The sequence below is a fragment of the Saccharomonospora azurea NA-128 genome, from assembly GCF_000231055.2.
GTDB lineage: Bacteria > Actinomycetota > Actinomycetes > Mycobacteriales > Pseudonocardiaceae > Saccharomonospora > Saccharomonospora azurea.
In genome coordinates, this window is the sequence record NZ_CM001466.1 from 4,119,877 (window position 1) to 4,136,546 (window position 16,670).

Below are 16,670 nucleotides of genomic sequence, written 5' to 3' on the forward strand. Positions count from 1 at the left end.
TCGCGGGACACGAACTCAGTCGTCGTCGAGGCCGATGTCGAACGCGGTCTCGGTGTCGGCGCGGGAGTACGACCGGAACGCGATGTGGGTGACGGTGTCGAGGACGCCGGGCACCTTGCCGATCTGGGCGGGGATGACCTCGGCCAGCCGCTCGTGGCCGGCGACTCGCAACACGGCGACGAGATCGACGTCGCCGGCACACGAGTAGACCTCGGACACCCCGTCGATGTCCGCGATCGCCTGCGCGGTCTCCGGGATGCTGTCCGTCGCGGCGTTGATGAGCACGATCGCGGTAACCAACACGGCCTCCTTGCGGTCTGACTATTCGCTGGTCGGATTGCTCCGTAGCCCTGAGCGTACGGGGTGGGGCGCGCTCAGCTCACGGCGTCTCCCGCGGTCTCCAGGGCGGTGGCGGTGTCGACGGTGTCGAGCCACGTCCGCCACCGGCCCGCGCCGTGCAGGGGTTCGGCCCAGGGTGTGGAGGTGCGAACCAGCCGCACGCCCGGGCGCGTGAGCCACCGCCACAGGAGCGCGGTCTCCTCGGGGTTGGCACCCCGGAGCGGACCGGGCTCGGGCAGGACGGTCTCGGCCGACGCCACGAGGGCGTCGACCACCGGCATCGGCGGTACGCCTCGGCGTGCCACACCCGCGGAGGCGAGCCGGCCGTGGCGTACGACGGCGAACTCCCATCCGCCGGAGCCGTCGGGTGCCGCGGCGACGAGTTCGGCCACGGCGGCCAGCGCGGTGAGTCGGTGCCGCTTGTCGACGGCGCGCAGCAGGGCGGCGAGCTCGTCACGGCGGCGTGCGGCCCGCTCGAAGCGGTGGGCCGAGGCGAGTTCGTCGAGCTCGTCGCTGCCCCGGTGCAGCAACGTGGCGTCGGTGCCCTGCACGAGGTCCGACACGAGCCGCACCGAGGGGCGGTACTGCTCGATGGTCTGCGCTCCGGTGCAGGGGGCGCCGCAGCTGCCCAGCTCCGCGAGGACGCAGGCGCTGCCGGAGGCGCCCGACGCGGGGATGCGATCCGTGCACGTCCGCAACCGGGCGATGCCCGCCAGGGTGTCGGCCGCGGTCTTGGCGCGGGCGCGGGAACCGAACGGGCCGAGCGCCCCGTCGCGGGGACGGCGCACCACGGACAGCCGGGGGAAGGGTTCGTCGGTGAGCACGACCCACCACACCTTGCCGGGGTTCCTCGACCGCCGGTTGTAGGCGGGGCGGTGGGCCGCCAGCAGCCGCAGTTCCCGCACGGCCGCTTCGAGGGTGTGGGCGCACTCGACGGTGTCGACCCGCTCGGCGAGCGCGACCATCTCCTTGATCCTCCCGCGGCTTTCGGACGACGTGAAGTACTGCCGCACCCGGCGGCGGAGATTGCCCGCCGTGCCCACGTAGAGCACCTCGTCCGACGGTCCGCGGAAGAGGTAGACGCCGGGACGTTCGGGCAGGTCCTTCGCGAGGTCGCGCTTACGGCGTTGCGCGGGGGTGACGTCGGGGAGGTAGTCGAGCAGTTCCTCCAGGGACTGCACTCCGAGCGGACCCACGCGTTCCAGCAGGCCGTGCAGGACGTCGACCGTGGCCCGGGCGTCGTCGAGCGCGCGGTGGGTCGGTGTCGTCGACGCGCCGAAGAGGGCGGCGAGCGTGGACAGCCGGTGGCTCCGGACTTCCCCCCGCAGCACGCGCCGGGCGAGCTTGAGCGTGCAGAGCACCACCGGTGTGGGCCACGCGTAGCCGTGTGCGCGGCAGGCGGCCTTGAGGAACGAGGTGTCGAACCCGGCGTTGTGGGCCACGAGTACCGCGCCCTCGGCGAATGCGAGGAACGCGGGCAGCACGTGTTCGATGCGCGGGGCCGAGCGCACCATCGCCGTGGTGATCCCGGTCAGGGCCACGATCTGGGGCGGGATGGGCTGCCCCGGGTCGACCAGCGTCGCGAACTCGCCGAGCACCTCCCCGCCGCGGACCTTCACGGCACCGATCTCGGTGATGTTGCCTCCGTCGGGAGCGCCGCCGGTGGTCTCCAGGTCCACGATCACGAAGGTCACGTCGCGCAGGGGAGTGCCCAGCTCGTCGAACGCAAGCTGCATGAGCGGACACCCTAGGCAGCGACACCGACAGTCTCCGACCGGGTGTGCCGCGTGTGTGATCGAAACCGGCGTCGTATTGGGGGCGCGGTTCGATCGTGGAGAACCTAAGCTGGACCGATGCTGTCGTCGTCCGCGTACCCCGAGCACCCCGAGGACTCTTCCTCGGGGACGCCGTCCGAGGAGGGCGGTGCGGCCGCGTCCCGGCAGGCTCACGCGGAGGAGGACGGGGCCGTGACCGAACCCGTCGACTGGCTCGGACTGCCCGAACCCATCCGGGAGCGCGTCGCCGAACTCGCCGCCGCCGCGCTGGGTCGGCTGCCGAGCGACGACGTCCCGAGGCAGCTGCGGCCGGTCGCGCGGTTCGCGCCCGCCAAGCGGGCGAGGCTCGGCGGGCCGGCACTGCTGGCCGCACTGCGGGACTCGACGCGGTTTCGCACCGCGGTGCTGGAGTGGCTGCGCGAACACCGGGTCGATGCGCTGAACCCGAACGACGGCGATTCCGTCGCGGCGGCGGCCGCCGCGGTACTTCTCAACGAGTCGAGCGCGTCGTCGCGCGTGCGGTTGGTGGCGCGGAACACCGAGGAGTCCACGCTGCGCGCCGAACGCGATGCCGCGCTGGCCCGGGTGCGGAAGCTGGAGTCGGAGGTCGAACGGCTGCGCGCCGACCTGGAACAGGCCCGCGAGGAGGTCGAACAGGCCCGCGCCGAGCGCGAGGACGAGATCGTCAAGCTGCGGGGACGGCTGCGCGAGCAGGGTGTGAGGGTCCGGCAGGCCAAGGACGAGGCGGCGGAGGCCGTGGCCGCGCGGGAGCGTGCGAAGGCGGAGCGCGACTCCGAGATCGAGGCGATCACCGCCCGGTACGAGCGGGAACGGCAGAAGGCCGCGGCCGAGCGCGCGCGGGCCGAACGGGCGTTGGTCGAGGCGGAGGTCGCCCGGCAGTCCGCCCGTGAGGCGCGGGACGCCGACGAGGTGCGGCTGTCGATGCTGCTGGACACCCTGAGCGGCGCGGTGGACGGTTTGCGGCGCGAGCTGTCGGTGGGTGGCAGCCCACGGCGGCCCGCGGACACCGTGCGTGGTGCCAACGCGGGACGGCGGGGCGGCCGGGTCTCGGAGCCGAGGACGTTGGACACGCTGCTGTCGCTGCCGGGTGTGCACCTGATCGTCGACGGTTACAACATCACCAAGACCGGATATCCCGATCTCTCTCTCGCCGAGCAGCGGCAGCGTCTGGTGCGGCAGCTGGGCGCTCTGGCGGCGCGGACCGGTGCCGAGGTCACCGTCGTGTTCGACGGCGCCGACGTGACCGCCGTCCCCGCCGCGGGCCCGCGTTCCGTGCGCGTGCTGTTCTCCGACCCCGGAGTGCTCGCCGACGACGTCATCCGGACGATCGTGCGGTCGGAGCCGCAGGGCCGCCCGCTGGTGGTCGCCACGTCCGACCAGGCCGTCGTGACCTCGGTGTGCTCGGAGGGAGCGCATGCCGTCCCCGCCGCGGTCCTGTTGACCCGGCTCGGACGAGTCTGACGCTCACTCCGACGTTCCGGCGCTCGCCGCGGTGGTATTCCCCGTCGACACAGTCGGCTTCACTGTGGCGGAGGCGGTATGCGCGCATTCGGAGTGTCGCTGTCGATGCTCGTCGCGTTGGCGGTGTCCTCGGCACCGCCCTCACAGGCGGTACCGGCCGCGCGTGCCGTGGCCGGCGTGAGCGGGGTCGTCGAGCCGCATTCCGGCGCTGCCGCGATCCAGGCCTGGCGCAGCCGTCTCGCCGGGCTCGAACGCGCCGGAGTGCGCATCCCGCCCGTGCGGGCGCTGCTCGACGTCGACCGCTTCCCGCCGGGGCTGCGTCCCGCCCGCGGCGCCGACGGGTCCGTACAGCGGGGCGTCGCGTGGGCTCCGGACCCGGGCGTGCTGGTGGTGCCGCGGGAGGTGACGGCCGTCGTCTCGGGAGCCCTGGACGCGGTGGGAGCGCCGTACGCGGACGACGGGGACGGCCCCACCGCGTTCTCGTGCGACGGGCTCGTCCACTCGCTCTACCGGCGGGCGGGCATCGACGTGCCGGGATCGGCGGAGGCGCAGTGGGCCACGGGACGGCGGGTGGCCTTCGAGGACGCGGTGCCGGGCGACCTCGTCGTCGTGGGTTCGGCGCGCTACGGGGTGCAGTCGATCGGCATCGTCGTCGGTGGGGGGGACATGGTGGTGGCCGATGCCCGGACGGCGTCCGTGGTGGTGGCGGCGCTGCCCGGGCCCGATGCCGTCCTCGGCGTCGTGCGTCCGAGCCTGGGGCGGCGGGCCGCGGAACCACGGGCCGGTGGAGACGGCGGGGCCGCCGCGGACCGCGCTGACGGCGCCGCGTCGCTGTCCTGGCGTTGTGGAGGGCTCGAACCGTCGAGCGGCGGCAGTGGTCCGGCTGGTCCGGCTGGTCGGGCCGGCCCGGCTGGTCCGGCACAGCGGGGCTGGGCGGGGTATCCGAACGGGCTCATCCCGGGAGACGTCCTCTGCCCGCTGGAGGAGGAGCCGCACGCATTGCGCTGCGACGCCGCTTACGATCTTGCGGCACTTTCCGCGGCCTACGAGGACGAACTCGGTGAGTCGTTGTGCCTGACGGATTCCTATCGGACGCTGGAGATGCAACTGGACCTGCAGCGGAGGAAACCGGAACTGTCGGCCACGCCCGGAACGAGCACCCACGGCTGGGGGCTGGCCGTGGACCTCTGCGGGGGAGTGGAACGGTTCGGCAGCGAGGAACACCGCTGGATGCGGGCTCGTGGTCCGGACTTCGGCTGGGTCCTTCCCGCGTGGGCCCGAGAGGGGAGCCCGCGCGAGGAACCGTGGCACTGGGAGTACGTGCGCGAATGAGGACGAAACTGTCGGAGTCGTTCGTACGGTCGTCGACATGAACGAAGTCAGGGTCAGCGAAGACGATTCCGAAGCCGATCTCGAAGCCGACGCCGAGGCTGCTGCCGGAGAAAGCCACCGGTATGCGGGTGGAATCACGGTCGACTGCGATTCCTGCCTGTTTCGGGCCCGGGAATGCGACAACTGCGTCGTGAGTGTGGTGGTCGAGGCCGCGAGCCCGCTGTGCTTCGGTTCGGAGGAACTGCGGGCTGTGTCACTGTTGGCCGACGCGGGAATGGTGCCGCCGTTGCGCTACGCGGCGGTGTGAGGGCCGGAGAGGTGTATTTCCGTCGGAGAGCGGCGGGAGCGGTCGAGTACAGCGTTTGATCACTCTGCGCCAGGTATTCGGTGAGCGGTCCATCCGATCAGGTGAACGGTCCTGCGCTCGATGAGCGCTACGTGTTGCGCTGGTCACAGCTTTGGACAAAGTGCTGGTCCGAACGCTCACCCACGGACGGTCATCGATTGCCTCCGCTGGGTTGGTGGACTCGTGGAACGCTCTTTCGTAATCTGGCCGAGATCTCGCGCCAGGTAGCCGTTCCACCAGAGGTCGGCACGCGGGATCGCCGCCGAAACAGCTTGTCGGGGAGCTGTGCCGGATCCGACGCGACAATGTCGACGCCGGCTGTCGAACGATCAGCACTGCGATGTTCTTCGGCATGACGGTGCCCGCGTCGTGGCGGTTACCCGGCAGGCGGCCGGAGAGCAAAGGAGACCCACGCGACGTGCAGTCGCATCCCGTGAAACGCGTGGTGTCGGGAGCGCTGGCGGCCTGCGCCGTGATCGCGGTCGTCACCTTCGCGCAGACGCCCGCGACGGCGAGCCCCACGAACCCCGCGGTCCCCGCCCCACAGCAGCCCCAGAGCACCTCCGAGGCGCTGGAGAAATACCGGGAGCTCGCCACCAAGGCTCAGAAGCTCAACGAGGAGTACCTCTCCGCGAAGCAGGAACTCGCGGACAAGAAGAAGGAACTCGAGAAGTACGACAAGACCCTCGAGAAGGCCAAGAAGGCCGAGAAGGGTGCCCGCAAGGACGAGGAGGTCTTCCGCAAGGAGGTCGACCGGTTCGCGGGCGCGTCGTTCACCAGCGGCGCCCAGCTGAGCAAGCTGTCGGCGCTGCTCACGGGCGACTCGCCGCAGCACTTCCTCGACCGGTCCTCGGCCATCGACCTGCTCGCGACCGACAAGAACCGGGCGCTGCAGGCCCTGCGGGGTGCCGTCGACAAGGCGGAGGAGAGCCGCGACAAGGCGGCCGAGGCCCGGCAGAAGGCCAAGGAGGCGAAGGACAAGGCCGCCAAGATCGCCGCGGATCTCAAGGACCGCAAGGAGAAGCTCGACGAGCAGATCGAAGAGGTCAAGGCTCAGGCCGGTCTGCTGAGCGATGCCGACAAGGCGCAGCAGCAGGACACCGGGCCCGACCCGGGCAAGGTCACGGCTCCGGGCGCGGCCGCCCAGGTCGCGGTGGACGCCGCGCTCAGCCAGCGGGGCAAGCCGTACGCGTGGGGCGCCACCGGTCCGAACAGCTACGACTGCTCCGGGTTGACCCAGTGGGCGTACGCGCAGGCCGGCATCAGCATCCCCCGCAACAGCGGAGCCCAGTCGGGGTTCGGCACGCCGATCCCGCGGTCGCAGCTGCAGCCGGGTGACCTGGTGTTCTTCGGCTCGCCGGTCTACCACGTCGGCATCTACATCGGCGGCGGCAACATGGTCCACGCGCCCACGACGGGTGACGTGGTGAAGGTCGCGCCGATCCAGGCCGAGTACAGCGGCGCGCGCCGGGTCGCCTGACCCCGGCACGCGCCCGGTCCCCGCCGGGGCGGGATAGTCTCGCACCATGCCTCGCACGTTGCTGGTGACGAACGACTTCCCGCCCCGGCCCGGGGGCATCCAGTCGTATCTGCACGCGTTGGCCACGCGGCTTCCCGCCGACGATCTGGTGGTCTACGCGCCCTCCTGGGAGCGGGAGTCGGGGTCGCACTCGCGTTTCGACGCCGACCAGCCGTTCGAGGTCGTCCGCCATCCCACGTCGCTCATGCTCCCCACCCCCGACGTGTTGCGCCGGGCGTCGCAGCTCGTGCGTTCGCGGCAGTGCGAGACCGTGTGGTTCGGCGCCGCCGCCCCCCTCGCTCTGCTCGCCGACCCGCTGCGCCGGGTGGGCGCCCACCGCGTCGTCGCCTCCACTCACGGACACGAGGTCGGCTGGTCGATGCTGCCGCTGGCCCGTCAGGCTCTGGGGCGCATCGGACGGACCACGGACGTGCTCACGTTCGTCAGCCACTACACACGGCGCCGGTTCGCCTCGGCCTTCGGTCCGTTGGCGGGACTGGAACATCTACCGTCCGGAGTGGACCCTCAGGTGTTCCGCCCCGACGACGCCGCGCGTTCCGAGCTGCGCAGTCGCTACGGCCTGAGTGACCGGCCGACGGTGGTCTGCGTGTCGCGGCTGGTGCCGCGCAAGGGCCAGGACATGCTGGTGAAGGCACTTCCGGAACTGCGGCGCAGGGTTCCGGACGCGGCGTTGCTTCTCGTCGGCGGTGGTCCGTACCGCCGCACGCTCACGGAGCTCGCCGAGCACTGTGGTGTTGCCGACCACGTCGTCTTCACTGGTTCCGTGCCGTGGGAGGAACTGCCGGCTCACTACACGGCGGGTGACGTGTTCGCCATGCCCGCGCGGACTCGGGGCAAGGGACTCGACGTCGAGGGCCTGGGCATCGTGTACCTGGAGGCGTCCGCGACGGGCCTGCCGGTGGTGGCGGGCAACTCGGGTGGCGCGCCGGAGACGGTGTTGGACGAGGTCACCGGCCACGTGGTCGACGGCCGCGAGCAGTCCGCGCTCGTCGACACGCTCGCCGCGTTGCTCGGCGACCCGGTCAGGGCGCGCCGGATGGGCGAGGCGGGCCGGAAGTGGGTCGGCGAACACTGGCGGTGGGACGTGCTGGCCCAGCGCCTGTCCGATCTCCTCGCCGGTCGGCGGACGTTGGGCCGGGCCGCGCAAGTCCGCCCGCGTCACAGCGGCCGGACCGTGAGCTGACCGGCGCGGATCACCCTTCGCGCAGGGCGGGGCGTTGCGGATCGTCCATCCGCACCACGACGTCGGCGAGCTCGACCGGACGCACCTCCTCGTCGTAGCGCGCGTAGGCGGGCAGTGCCCAGTGGGTGTCGTCGGGCAGCCGTCGCCGGAGCGCGCCGGGGGAGAGCCACAGGTGCACGGTCAGCTCGGCGGGAAGTCCTTGTCCGAGCAGGAGTTCGCCGTCCACGAGCACGACGCCGCCGTCGGGCAGGCGCGTGCGAGGCAGGCGGAAGGCCCGGTCGCGGTCGGCGTCCCATAGGGCGGGCAGGACGTGGCCGGTGCCCGAGTCCTCCAACGGGTCGAGCACCTCGCGCCGGAGCCCGGCGACGTCGAGCCAGTCCTCGTAGCGCACGTCGGGGTCGTACCTGCCGCGCTCGTAGCGCAGTGAGGCGGGGCGCAGGAAGTCCCGGGCCGACACCCGCAGCACGGGGTGTCCGCGAACCCGCAGCGGGTCGACGAGCGCGTCGGCCAGGCCCGTGGAGTCCGTGGCGGTCTCGGCGCCGTCGACGAGCACGCGCGTCCACCGGGTGCGCGCGGCGAGGTCCGCGACACGATCGGCGAGTTCGGCCACCAGGCGCTCGACCGTGATGGGCCGGTACCGGACGCTGGTCGCCATGACCGTCACGGTAGCCGGTCCGCGGCGTACGCCGCGTCGTACAGTGCCGGGCATGACGTCCGATTCGCCGATGCACGAACTCCTCCGTCTCGACACCCGCCACGTGTGGCACCCGTACGGGCCGATGCCGGCCACGGTGCCGCCGCTGCTGGTGGAGGAGGCGTCGGGGGTTCGGCTGCGGTTGGCCGACGGCACGGAGCTCATCGACGGCATGTCGTCGTGGTGGGCGGTCGTCCACGGTCACCGGCACCCGGTCCTCGACGCGGCGTTGCGCGAGCAGGCGGGCAGGATGAGCCACGTCATGTTCGGCGGGCTGACGCACGAACCCGCCATCCGCCTGGCGACCAACCTCGTCGACCTCACGCCCGACGGGCTGGAGCACGTGTTCCTGTGCGACTCGGGCTCGGTGTCGGTCGAGGTCGCGCTCAAGATGTGTCTGCAGTACTGGCGTTCTCTCGGCCGGACGAAGAAGACGCGCATGCTCACCTGGCGGGGCGGGTACCACGGCGACACCTTCCACCCCATGAGCGTGTGCGACCCGGAGGGCGGCATGCACGCCCTGTGGCGTGGTGTGTTGCCGGAGCAGGTGTTCGTCCCCGAACCGCCGCCGGGCTTCGACGCCCCGGTCGACCAGTCCTACGTGGACGTCCTCGTGCGTGCGGTCGAGGAGCACGCCGACGAGCTCGCCGCCGTGGTGGTGGAGCCGGTCGTGCAGGGTGCCGGTGGGATGCGCTTCCACAATCCCGATTACCTGCGGGTGCTGCGCGAGGTCACCGAGCGCCACGACGTGCTGCTGGTGTTCGACGAGATCGCCACCGGTTTCGGCCGCACGGGTGCGTTCTTCGCGGCCGAGCATGCGGGGGTGACGCCGGACGTCTTCTGTGTGGGCAAGGCGTTGACCGGCGGGTACCTCACGATGGCCGCGACGCTGTGCACGCCGCGGGTGGCCGACGGCATCTCCCGCGGCGAGGTGCCGGTGCTCGCGCACGGGCCGACGTTCATGGGCAACCCGCTCGCGGCCGCCGTCGCCAACGCCTCGATCGGGCTGCTGGCCGACGGTTCGTGGCGCGACGAGGTGCGCCGCATCGAGCGCGCGCTCACCGAGGGGCTCGCGCCCGCGGCGGAGGTGCCGGGTGTGCTCGACGTCCGCGTGCTCGGCGCCATCGGGGTGGTCCAGCTCGACCGGCCGGTGGACATGGCGGTGGCGACGGAGACGTTGACCTCACGCGGCGTGTGGTTGCGACCGTTCCGCGACCTCGTCTACACCATGCCGCCGTACGTCACGTCGGACGCCGACCTCGCGCTCGTGACCGAGGCGATGGTGGCCACCGCGAGGGTGCTGACCGCGTAGCGGAACGGACCCGTTCGCTCCCGCGGCGGGCACGCCGGAGAACACCCGTTCCGGGGTCCGGGACACCGGCTCGGCCGGTGACCCGGACGGTTCGGACCCGCCCGTGTGAAGACCGGGTGAGACCCGGTGAGGTCGTCGGTACTAGTGTCGCTGCCGTGACCGTGCTGGTGATGTCCGGAACCGGAACCGGCGTGGGCAAGACCGTCGTGACGGCGGCCGTTGCCGCGCTGGCGATGAACGACGGTCAACGCGTCGCCGTGCTCAAGCCCGCCCAGACCGGGGTCGCGCCCGGAGAACCCGGTGATCTCGCCGACGTGCGCCGCCTCGCCGGGGACGTGACCACGTGCGAACTGCGCCGCTATCCCGACCCCCTTTCGCCCGAAGCCGCCGCCCGTCGCAGCGGGCTGCCGGAGGTGACTCCCGCCGACGTGGCGGCCGCGGCCACCCGCCTGCACGAGGACCACGACCTGGTGCTCGTGGAGGGCGCGGGTGGCCTGCTCGTCCGGTTCGACTCGACGGGCGGGACCCTCGCCGACGTGGCGTGGGCACTCGCTGCGCCCGTGGTCGTCGTGGCGGAGGCCGGTCTCGGTACGCTGAACGCCACGGCGCTGACCGCGGAGGTCGCCACCCGGCGTGGACTGGATGTCCTGGGCGTCGTGATCGGCGCCTGGCCGTCCAACCCCGACCTGGCCGCTCGCTGCAACGCCGCGGACCTGCCCGTGGCCGCCGCCGCCCCGCTGCTCGGGGCGCTGCCCGCGGGGCTCGCGGCGGTGAACGGCCAGGAGTTCCTCGACGAGGCGCGCAAGGGCCTGGCACCGTGGTTGGGCGGCTCGTTCGACCCCGACCTGTTCGCCCGCGCCGCGGCGGCGACCGGCACGTGACGTACGTCGCTGTGCCACCCCGGCCCCGTCCGTCAGACTCGTGACCACAGTCAGCAAGCCGAAGGAGATGCCGTGACGGCAGCAGCCACGGAGGCGGAGATCCTCACGATCGCACGTCAGCAGGTGTTGGAGGACGGCACCGGGTTGTCGCAGGAGCAGGTCCTCGACGTGCTTCGCCTCGGTGACGACCAGATTCCCGCCCTGCTGTCACTCGCCCACGACGTCCGGATGCGCTGGTGCGGCCCCGAGGTCGAGGTCGAGGGCATCATCAGCGTGAAGACCGGCGGGTGCCCCGAGGACTGCCACTTCTGCTCGCAGTCCGGTCGGTTCCCGACCCCGGTCCGTTCCGCGTGGCTCGACATCCCCGGCTTGGTGAAGGCCGCCGCCGAGACCGCCGCCACCGGCGCCACCGAGTTCTGCATCGTGGCGGCCGTCCGCGGTCCGGACGCGCGCCTGATGTCGCAGGTGCGGGACGGCATCAAGGCCATCCGGGAGTCCGGCAACGACATCCAGATCGCGTGCTCGCTCGGCATGTTGACCCAGGAGCAGGTCGACGAGCTCGTCGACATGGGCGTGCACCGCTACAACCACAACCTCGAGACCGCTCGTTCCCACTTCCCCAACGTGGTCACCACGCACACGTGGGAGGAGCGCTGGGAAACGCTGCGCATGGTCCGCGAGGCCGGTATGGAGGTCTGCAGCGGCGGCATCATCGGCATGGGCGAGTCGCTGGAGCAGCGGGCCGAGTTCGCGGTGCAGCTCGCGGAGCTGGACCCGCACGAGGTGCCGATGAACTTCCTCATCCCGCAGCCCGGCACCCCGTACGAGTCGTTCGAGGTCGTGGAGGGCAAGGACGCGCTGCGGGTCGTCGCGGCGTTCCGGCTCGCGATGCCGCGCACGATGCTGCGGTTCGCCGGCGGCCGCGAGCTCACGCTCGGCGACCTCGGCGCCGAGCAGGGCATCCTCGGTGGTGTCAACGCCATCATCGTGGGCAACTACCTGACCAACCTCGGTCGCCCGGCCCAGCGGGACCTCGACATGCTGGGCGATCTGAAGATGCCGATCAAGGCACTCAGCGACAGCCTGTGAGTGAGGTGACGTGAACCCGGTCCACTGCGTCCACTGTGGCGGCCTGCTGTCCGCCTCCGGGCACGAGAAGTGTCGGAATCCACGCACGGCCCTGGAGCCGCCGCGCTACTGCCCCCAGTGCGCGCGGCGCATGGTGGTGCAGGTGACCCCCACGGGGTGGACGGCACGGTGCAGCAGGCACGGCGAAACCTCCTCCTCCGGAGCGGTCACCACCGGCTAGGCTCGCTCACGAGGCAGAGCGGGGCCGTCGCGGGGAGGGTGTGGAGTTGTCGGAGCAGGCAGGCGCCGGGCGGGGCCACGCGACGCTCGTGCAGGCGACCGGCCAGGTGTCCCGAGTGGTGGTCCGCGCGGACCTGCTGCCCGCGTTCAGCGCGGTGTCGTTGATCGCGCTTCTCGGGCTGCCGCTCGGCTGGATCTGGTCCCGGCTCGCTCCTCCCCAGCGGATGCGTGTGGTCACGCGGGAACACCAGCTGGCCCCGTTGACGGCGGAGAGCTGGCACCGCTTCGACGACCTGGCGATCTTCCTGCTGATCGGTCTGGTGGCGGGGTTGCTCGTCGGCGTGGTGGTCTGGCTGCTGCGCGCCCGTCGCGGGCCGGTGATGCTCGTGGGGGCCGTCCTCGGATCGCTGCTGAGCGCGTGGCTCGCGATGCGCATGGGCACGGCGTTCGCCGAGGCGAGGTTCTCGCTTCCGACCTCGGCGGAGCTCGGCGCGGTGGTCGACCGGGCGCCCGTGCTGGAGACGGGCTGGGCGTTGCTCGCGCAACCGCTCACCACGGCCTTCGCGTACGGGACGCTGGCGGCCTGGAACGCCCGCGACGACCTCGGCAGGCGGCTGGGCTGAGCGCTCAGTTGAGATTCGGTCGCAGCAGTGTCGCGTTGACCTCGTGCTGCGGCGGGGGTACGGCGCTCAATTCCGACACGAACGCCGCTTCCCGGGCCAGCAGTCGACAGACCAGCCGCAACCTCCGGAGCGGATGCCGTTCCTCCAGCAGGGCCTGGCGATCGGCCAGCGGAAGGATGCAGTCGGAGGCGAGGCGGTAGGCCAGCACGGAGGGGTCGGTGTCGAGGGGCGGCGACTGCCACCCGTCGGACTCCCACGCCACCGAGCAGTACCGGCGGTGAGCGAGGCGGCCCGCGTCGGCCAACCGCGCCTCGGCGTCCTCGGCGCCCTCGGGCACCGGTTCGTCGTCGACCCACTCGACGGTGCCGCGCAGGTACGGCGCGGCACCGGCGTCGATGTCGAGCAGGCGGAACCGCGCGTGTCCCGTGCCCACGATGTCGAAGCGCCCGTCCGGCAACCGGCGGGCTTCGCGCAGCCGCACCGCGCACCCTGTGACGTGCACGTGGGTGACCTGCTCCACCTCGCTGATCGTCGGGTTGCTGATCGCCACCACGCCGAAGAGCCGGTCGGGCACCACTTCGGTGACGAGATCGATGGTGAGCTGGCGGTAGCGCGGCTCGAAGATGTGCAGCGGTAGGTGCACGCCGGGCAACGCCACCGTGTGCAGCGGAAAGAGGGGCAGGGTCGGGGGAGTCGGCCGGCTGTCGCGTCCTTCCGAGTGAGTCACGATCTCACGTTACGGGTTTGGAGCCCGGGCCGCGCGTTCGCGAACGCCGGTTCGAGGAGGCGGCCGGTGGGCGGAACACCGCGAAGGGGTCCGTGACCCGGATGTCGCGGTGGGCGAAGCGGAACAGGGCCGCCGGGCGTCCGCCCGCACGTCCCGGTGCTGCGGTACGGCCTGTGGGCACGAGCACTCCCCGCCGGGACAGGACGCGCTGCAGGTTGGTGGCCGAGATGGGATAGCCGAGTGCGGCGGAGTACAGGTCGCGCAGGGCCGAGATGGTGAACTGCTTGGGGGCGAGCGCGAAGCCGAGGTTGGTGTAGCTGAGTTTCGCGCGGAGCCGTTCGCGCGCCTCCAGGACGATGTCGGCGTGGTCGAACGCCGTGCGGGGCAGGTCGTCGACGTTGTGCCACGCGGTGTCCTCCGGCACCACCGGGTCGACGTCCGACGGCATGAGCCCGAGGTAGGCGGTGGCGACGACCCTCGGCCCCGGGACCCGGTTCGGCGCGCTGAAGACCCCGAGCTGCTCGACGTGCGTCAGCGTCTTGACGTCGACCTTCTCGGCCAGTTGCCGGCGGATCGACGTCTCGGTGTCCTCGTCGGGGCGCAGTCTGCCGCCGGGGAGCGACCACCGGCCGATGTGCGGATCGAGGGCACGTCGCCACAGCAGGACACGAAGCGTGGCCGGGTCGCTGCTGCTCGTGTAGACGCCGTGCCGTGTGGTGCAACGCACCTGAAGAACTGCGGCCAGAACCTCGTGTGCCAGGGGGGCGCTGCTGTTAATATGGGATCGCACGGTTTTCGATTATAAGACGAAAACTAACCGGAGGACCACCATGACGGCACACGCAGACGAGCTTGCTCCGTACGACGGGGTCGTGGCGGACGCGGCCTGGGCCGAGGAGGTGCGTGAGCTCGCTCGGCAGCGCGACGCCGTCATCCTCGCGCACAACTACCAGCTCCCGGAGATCCAGGAGGTCGCCGACCACACCGGTGACTCGCTGGCGTTGAGCCGCATCGCGGCGTCCAGCGACGCCTCCACCATCGTCTTCTGCGGTGTCCACTTCATGGCCGAGACGGCGAAGATCCTCTCCCCGGAGAAGACGGTGCTCATCCCCGACGCGAGGGCGGGGTGCTCGCTGGCCGACTCCATCACGGGCGAACAGCTCCGGGAGTGGAAGGCGCGGCACCCGGGCGCCGTCGTGGTGTCCTATGTGAACACGACGGCCGAGGTGAAGGCCGAGACGGACGTCTGCTGCACGTCGTCGAATGCCGTCGACGTGGTGGCGTCGATCCCCGCCGACAAGGAGATTCTCTTCTGCCCGGACCAGTTCCTGGGCGCCCACGTCAAGCGGGTGACCGGCCGGGAGAACCTGCACGTGTGGGCCGGTGAGTGCCATGTGCACGCGGGGATCAACGGTCCCGAGCTCGCCGAGCGGGCGGCGGCGAACCCGGACGCGGACCTGTTCATCCACCCCGAGTGCGGGTGTGCCACCTCGGCTCTGTACCTCGCGGGGGAGGGAACGGTCGAGCCGGAGCGGGTCAAGATCCTGTCCACGGGGGACATGCTCACGGCGGCGCGCGACACGAAGGCGACGTCGGTGCTCGTCGCCACGGAGGTCGGCATGCTGCACCAGCTCCGCAAGGCGGCGCCGGAGATCGACTTCCGGGCCGTCAACGACCGGGCGTCGTGCCGCTACATGAAGATGATCACGCTGGCGGCGTTGCTGCGGTCGCTGCGCGGAGGCGTCGACGAGGTCGACGTCGACCCGGACGTGGCCGCCAGGGCGCGCGCCTCGGTCCGGCGGATGGTGGAGATCGGCACGCCCGGCGGTGGGGAATGACGCCCCCGGTTTCCGACCAGCAGTCGAAAACCACGTGGGATGCGGACGCCGACGTGGTGGTGGTCGGCAGCGGGGGTCGCCGGGCTCACGGCCGCGGTGCGAGCCGTGGAACTCGGGCTGCGCACGCTGGTGGTGACCAAGGGACGGCTGCCCGACGGCAACACGCGGTGGGCGCAGGGCGGTGTGGCGGTCGTGCTGCCCGACGAGGGAGCGAGCGGGGACGACTCGCTCGACGCGCACGTGGCCGACACGCTCGCCGCCGGCGGGGGGCTCTGCGACGCCGCGGCGGTCCGCTCGATCGTCGGCGCGGGGCCCGATGCCGTGAACCGCTTGCTGCGGGGCGGTGCCCGGTTCGACTCCGACGCCTCCGGACGGCTCGCCCGCACCCGCGAGGGCGGGCACAGCGCCTTCCGGGTCATCCGGGCGGGCGGCGACGCCACGGGAGCGGAGGTGCAGCGGTGCCTGGAAGTCGCGGCCGAGGGGCTGCCCGTGCTCGAACACCACGTCGCCGTCGACGCGCTCACCACGGCGTCCGGCCAGGTGTGCGGCGTGCGCGTGCTGGCCGGACCGGACGCCACGCCCGGTGTCGTCCGGGCCCGCGCGGTCGTGCTGGCGACCGGCGGTCTCGGCCAGCTGTACCGGTCGACCTCGAATCCCGAGCAGGCCACCGGCGACGGGCTCGCGCTGGCGTTGCGAGCGGGGGCGAGCGCCGCCGACCTGGAGTTCGTGCAGTTCCACCCCACCGTGCTCTACACACCCCGGGCGAAGGGGCGGTGCCCGCTCGTCACGGAGGCGGTGCGCGGTGAGGGCGCCGTGCTGGTCGACGCCGCGGGCCGTCGGGTGATGCAGGGTGTGCACCCGCTGGGCGACCTGGCGCCGCGCGACGTCGTGTCGGCGGCGATCACGCATCGGCTCGCCTCGGCCCCCGGCGGGGTCGACGACCACGTCTACCTCGACGCCACCGGCATCGCCGGGTTCGCCGCGCGGTTCCCCACGGTGGCGGCGGCGTGCGCGGCCGCCGGGATCGACCCGGAGCGTGACCCGATCCCGGTCGTCCCGGCCGCGCACTTCGCGTGCGGTGGCGTGGTCACCGACACCCACGGGCGCACGGACGTGCTGGGCCTGTACGCGGCGGGGGAGGTGGCGCGCACCGGACTGCACGGTGCCAACCGGCTCGCGTCGAACAGTCTGCTGGAGGGCCTTGTGATGGGCCGCCGTGCGGCCGAGGCCGTCGCCGCGGACCTGGGCGCCGGGCGGCTGCCGAGGGGCGAGGCGCGACCGGGTCCGGTT

16 protein-coding genes and 1 pseudogene are annotated in these 16,670 nt (G+C 72.0%); 12 read left to right on the forward strand and 5 right to left on the reverse strand.

Annotation, left to right across the window (positions count from 1 at the left end; translation table 11 throughout):
* Positions 1-15 precede the first annotated feature (15 nt).
* A complete protein-coding gene (locus tag SACAZDRAFT_RS19045; protein WP_005444303.1) occupies positions 16-300 on the reverse strand; it encodes an Lrp/AsnC family transcriptional regulator in 285 nt (94 codons plus the stop codon).
* Positions 301-374: 74 nt separating this feature from the next.
* Positions 375-2,075 (reverse strand): DEDD exonuclease domain-containing protein, encoded by a 1,701-nt coding sequence (locus SACAZDRAFT_RS19050; protein ID WP_005444305.1) that lies wholly within the window; start codon positions 2,073-2,075, stop codon positions 375-377.
* Between the two features lie 117 nt (positions 2,076-2,192).
* On the opposite strand from SACAZDRAFT_RS19050, the gene SACAZDRAFT_RS19055 reads away from it, so the two are divergent.
* The 5 genes from SACAZDRAFT_RS19055 (at position 2,193) to SACAZDRAFT_RS19075 (ending at position 7,997) form a co-directional block, all read left to right on the forward strand.
* Positions 2,193-3,596: an NYN domain-containing protein gene (locus SACAZDRAFT_RS19055; protein ID WP_005444306.1), complete on the forward strand. Its 1,404-nt coding sequence runs from the start codon at positions 2,193-2,195 to the stop codon at positions 3,594-3,596.
* A 78-nt stretch (positions 3,597-3,674) separates the two neighbouring features.
* Positions 3,675-4,928 carry a M15 family metallopeptidase gene (locus SACAZDRAFT_RS19060; RefSeq protein WP_005444308.1) on the forward strand — a complete coding sequence of 418 codons (1,254 nt, stop codon included), beginning with the start codon at positions 3,675-3,677 and terminating at the stop codon, positions 4,926-4,928.
* 37 nt (positions 4,929-4,965) lie between these two features.
* Positions 4,966-5,235, forward strand: coding sequence for a hypothetical protein (locus SACAZDRAFT_RS19065; RefSeq protein WP_005444310.1), 270 nt, complete (start codon positions 4,966-4,968; stop codon positions 5,233-5,235).
* 379 nt (positions 5,236-5,614) lie between these two features.
* Positions 5,615-6,754: a C40 family peptidase gene (locus SACAZDRAFT_RS19070; RefSeq protein WP_005444311.1), complete on the forward strand. Its 1,140-nt coding sequence runs from the start codon at positions 5,615-5,617 to the stop codon at positions 6,752-6,754.
* 46 nt (positions 6,755-6,800) lie between these two features.
* A complete protein-coding gene (locus SACAZDRAFT_RS19075; RefSeq protein WP_005444313.1) occupies positions 6,801-7,997 on the forward strand; it encodes a glycosyltransferase family 4 protein in 1,197 nt (398 codons plus the stop codon).
* A 10-nt stretch (positions 7,998-8,007) separates the two neighbouring features.
* On the opposite strand, the gene SACAZDRAFT_RS19080 is transcribed toward SACAZDRAFT_RS19075, so the two are convergent.
* Positions 8,008-8,652, reverse strand: a complete 645-nt coding sequence (locus SACAZDRAFT_RS19080) for a nucleoside/nucleotide kinase family protein (RefSeq protein ID WP_005444315.1) — start codon at positions 8,650-8,652, stop codon at positions 8,008-8,010.
* Positions 8,653-8,704: 52 nt separating this feature from the next.
* On the opposite strand from SACAZDRAFT_RS19080, the gene SACAZDRAFT_RS19085 reads away from it, so the two are divergent.
* The 5 genes from SACAZDRAFT_RS19085 (at position 8,705) to SACAZDRAFT_RS19100 (ending at position 12,815) form a co-directional block, all read left to right on the forward strand.
* Positions 8,705-10,003 (forward strand): adenosylmethionine--8-amino-7-oxononanoate transaminase, encoded by a 1,299-nt coding sequence (locus SACAZDRAFT_RS19085; protein ID WP_040927817.1) that lies wholly within the window; start codon positions 8,705-8,707, stop codon positions 10,001-10,003.
* A gap of 170 nt (positions 10,004-10,173) precedes the next feature.
* Positions 10,174-10,884, forward strand: coding sequence for a dethiobiotin synthase (gene bioD / locus SACAZDRAFT_RS19090; protein WP_005444321.1), 711 nt, complete (start codon positions 10,174-10,176; stop codon positions 10,882-10,884).
* A gap of 72 nt (positions 10,885-10,956) precedes the next feature.
* Positions 10,957-11,973, forward strand: a complete 1,017-nt coding sequence (gene bioB / locus SACAZDRAFT_RS19095) for a biotin synthase BioB (protein WP_005444322.1) — start codon at positions 10,957-10,959, stop codon at positions 11,971-11,973.
* A gap of 10 nt (positions 11,974-11,983) precedes the next feature.
* Positions 11,984-12,193, forward strand: a complete 210-nt coding sequence (bsaP, locus tag SACAZDRAFT_RS23910) for a biotin synthase auxiliary protein BsaP (RefSeq protein ID WP_005444324.1) — start codon at positions 11,984-11,986, stop codon at positions 12,191-12,193.
* 46 nt (positions 12,194-12,239) lie between these two features.
* Positions 12,240-12,815, forward strand: coding sequence for a DUF2567 domain-containing protein (locus SACAZDRAFT_RS19100; protein WP_005444326.1), 576 nt, complete (start codon positions 12,240-12,242; stop codon positions 12,813-12,815).
* A gap of 4 nt (positions 12,816-12,819) precedes the next feature.
* Here SACAZDRAFT_RS19100 and SACAZDRAFT_RS19105 read toward each other — a convergent pair whose 3' ends face one another.
* Entirely contained in the window at positions 12,820-13,542 is a 723-nt protein-coding gene (locus SACAZDRAFT_RS19105) for an LON peptidase substrate-binding domain-containing protein (protein ID WP_005444328.1), read from the reverse strand.
* Positions 13,543-13,546: 4 nt separating this feature from the next.
* Positions 13,547-14,269 (reverse strand): NUDIX hydrolase, encoded by a 723-nt coding sequence (locus tag SACAZDRAFT_RS19110; RefSeq protein WP_005444330.1) that lies wholly within the window; start codon positions 14,267-14,269, stop codon positions 13,547-13,549.
* A 103-nt stretch (positions 14,270-14,372) separates the two neighbouring features.
* On the opposite strand from SACAZDRAFT_RS19110, the gene nadA reads away from it, so the two are divergent.
* Together nadA and nadB are read left to right on the forward strand one after the other, a co-directional pair.
* A complete protein-coding gene (gene nadA, locus SACAZDRAFT_RS19115; protein WP_005444333.1) occupies positions 14,373-15,380 on the forward strand; it encodes a quinolinate synthase NadA in 1,008 nt (335 codons plus the stop codon).
* A pseudogene (gene nadB / locus SACAZDRAFT_RS19120) lies at positions 15,377-16,670 on the forward strand (L-aspartate oxidase); the annotation flags it as partial. The gene nadA and the pseudogene nadB, both read left to right, overlap by 4 nt.